The organism is Actinosynnema sp. (assembly GCF_052038725.1).
Genome location: NZ_JBQGCX010000976.1, coordinates 1 through 3114, shown reverse-complemented (window position 1 = coordinate 3114; position 3114 = coordinate 1). Strand labels below are relative to the sequence as shown.

Below are 3114 nucleotides of genomic sequence, written 5' to 3'. Positions count from 1 at the left end.
GTCGCCCGGCTCGCCACCAGCTCCGCCGGGGTGCCCTCGAACACCACCCGCCCGCCGTCGTGCCCGGCCCCCGGCCCCAGGTCGATGATCCAGTCCGCGTGCGCCATCACCGCCTGGTGGTGCTCGATCACGATCACCGACTTGCCCGAGTCCACCAGCCGGTCCAGCAGCCCGAGCAGCTGCTCCACGTCCGCCAGGTGCAGCCCGGTGGTCGGCTCGTCCAGCACGTACACCTCACCGCTGCCCGCCATGTGCGTGGCCAGCTTGAGCCGCTGCCGCTCGCCGCCGGACAGCGTGGTCAGCGGCTGCCCCAGGCTCAGGTACCCCAGGCCCACGTCCGCGAGCCGCTTGAGGATCGCGTGCGCGGCGGGCACCCGCGCCTCGCCCTCGCCGAAGAACCCGAGCGCCTCGCCGACCGGCATGGCCAGCACCTCGCTGATGTCGCGCCCGCCCAGCCGGTGCTCCAGCACCTGCGCCTGGAACCGCTTGCCCTCGCAGTCCTCGCAGGTGCTCGCCACGCCCGCCATGATCGCCAGGTCGGTGTAGGTGACGCCCGCGCCGTTGCAGGTCGGGCAGGCGCCCTCGGAGTTCGCGCTGAACAGCGCGGGCTTGACCCCGTTGGCCTTGGCGAACGCCTTGCGGATCGGCTCCAGCAGCCCCGTGTAGGTGGCCGGGTTGCTGCGCCGCGAGCCCTTGATCGGGGCCTGGTCCACCGGGATCACCCCGTCCCGCTTGGCGAGCGAGCCGTGGATCAGCGAGGACTTGCCCGAGCCCGCCACGCCCGTCACGGCCACCAGCACCCCCAGCGGCACGTCCACGTCCACGCCCTTGAGGTTGTGGGTGGCCGCGCCCCGGATCTCCAGCCTCCCGCTGGCCGCGCGCACCGAGTCCTTGACCTTCGAGCGGTCGTCCAGGTGCCTGCCGGTGGTGGTGCCGCTGGCCCGCAGGCCCGCCACGTCGCCCTCGAAGCACAGCGTCCCGCCCGCCGAGCCCGCGCCGGGACCGAGGTCCACGACGTGGTCGGCGATCGCGATCACCTCGGGCTTGTGCTCCACCACCAGCACCGTGTTGCCCTTGTCCCGCAGCCGAAGCAGCAGGTCGTTCATCCGGCGGATGTCGTGCGGGTGCAGCCCGGCGGTGGGCTCGTCGAACACGTACGTGACGTCGGTGAGCGAGGACCCCAGGTGCCGCACCAGCTTCACCCGCTGCGCCTCACCGCCGGACAGCGTGCCCGCCGGCCGGTCCAGGCTCAGGTAGCCCAGGCCGATCTCGGTGAACGAGTCCAGGGTGTGCCGCAGCTTCTCCAGCAGCGGCGCGATCGACGGCTCGGCCAGCCCGGCGACCCACTCGGCGAGGTCGCTGATCTGCATCGAGCACGCGTCGGCGATCGACTTGCCCGCGACCTTCGAGGACCGGGCCTCGGGGCTGAGCCGGGTGCCGTCGCACTCGGGGCAGGTGGTGAAGGTGACCGCGCGCTCCACGAACGCCCGCACGTGCGGCTGCATCGCCTCGACGTCCTTGGTCAGGAACGACTTCTGGATGCGGGGGATCAGGCCCTCGTAGGTCAGGTTGACGCCGTCGACCTTGATCTTCGTGGGCTCGCGGTGCAGCAGGTCGTGCATCTCCTTCTTGGTGAACTTCCGGATCGGCTTGTCCACGTCGAAGTAGCCGCACCCGGCGAAGATCCGCCCGTACCAGCCCTCGGTGCTGAAGCCGGGCACGGTCAGCGCGCCCTGCGCCAGCGACTTGGAGTCGTCGTAGAGCGCGGTGAGGTCGAAGTCGGTGACCGAGCCACGGCCCTCGCAGCGCGGGCACATGCCGCCCAGCCGGTTGAACGTGGCCTTCTCGGACTTGGTGCGGTTGCCCCGCTCGACGGTGACCGCGCCGCTGGCGCGCACCGAGGCGGTGTTGAACGAGTACGCGCTGGGCGGGCCGATGTGCGGCTTCCCGAGGCGGCTGAACAGGATGCGCAGCATGGCGTTCGCGTCGGTGGCGGTGCCGACGGTGGAGCGCGGGTCGGCGCCCATGCGCTGCTGGTCCACGATGATCGCGGTGGTGATGCCGTCGAGCACGTCCACGTCCGGGCGGCCCAGGTTCGGCATGAAGCCCTGCACGAACGCGCTGTAGGTCTCGTTGATCAGCCGCTGCGACTCGGCGGCGATCGTGCCGAACACCAGGGACGACTTGCCCGACCCGGACACGCCGGTGAACACGGTCAGCCTGCGCTTGGGCAGCTCGACGTGGATGTCCTTGAGGTTGTTCTCGCGGGCCCCGTGCACGCGGATCAGGTCGTGCCCGTCGGCGGGGTGACCGGACGTCGGGGGCGTGGTGGCCTGCTGGGCTGCGGTGCGCTTGGCGGCGTTCACGGCGGTCATGCTAGGCCCGACCCCCGACACCCGCTTCTCCGTTCCTGATCGATCCGCAGGGGTTCCCGCCCCGCCCCTTGACAGGGCGGGAACCCCTCGGCTCTCTCAGTCCACCTCGGGGTGGTTCTCCACGTCGCACCACCGCAGCAGCCCGGCGATGCGCGGCTGCCCGTCGTGCCTCCACACCATCGACGCGCCGATCATCGCGCCGGGCGCGGCGATCCGGCTCGCGCCGAGCCCGGCCAGCTCCCGCGAGACCTGCCAGAACTCCTCGCCGACCGCGCCGAGGCCCACGTTCTGCAGGTGCTCGGCGTACGGCCGCACCGCGTCCACGGCGGCGGCCAGCGAGGGCACCACGACCAGCCGCGCCACCCGGTTGCCCGCGCCGCTGAGCGGCAGCAGCGCGTCGTCCAGCACGACGGTCCAGTCGGTGTCGCCCTCGGAGACCCACACCCCGGCGTCCGCGCTGGACGCGGCGCGCCAGCCCGCCAGGAGCCTGCGGTGCTCGACGATCACCGCGTCCTCGCGCGGCACCTCGCCGGGCGGGAAGTCGGCGGCGGCGGCGCGCATCGCCTCGGCGACCCGGCCCGCGAGCGCGTTGGCCTCCTCGCGGCCTGCCTCCACCAGGTACACCTGCGGGGACAGGCAGGCGTGCTGGTTGAGCTCGCTGGTGTCGGCGGCGATGCGGCGGGCGACCTCGGCGGCGCCGTTCGCGGCGAGGTAGGCGCGCGAGATCACGCCGAACGAG

At 72.6% G+C, this 3114-nt stretch carries 2 protein-coding genes; both read right to left on the bottom strand.

Annotated elements, in window-relative coordinates:
* On the bottom strand, positions 1 to 2375 hold a 2375-nt coding region (locus ACTUAL_RS20730; protein WP_440901414.1), incomplete at its 3' end, for an ATP-binding cassette domain-containing protein.
* 96 nt (positions 2376 to 2471) lie between these two features.
* The coding region (locus ACTUAL_RS20725; RefSeq protein ID WP_440901413.1) for an acyl-CoA reductase at positions 2472 to 3114 on the bottom strand (643 nt) is incomplete at its 5' end.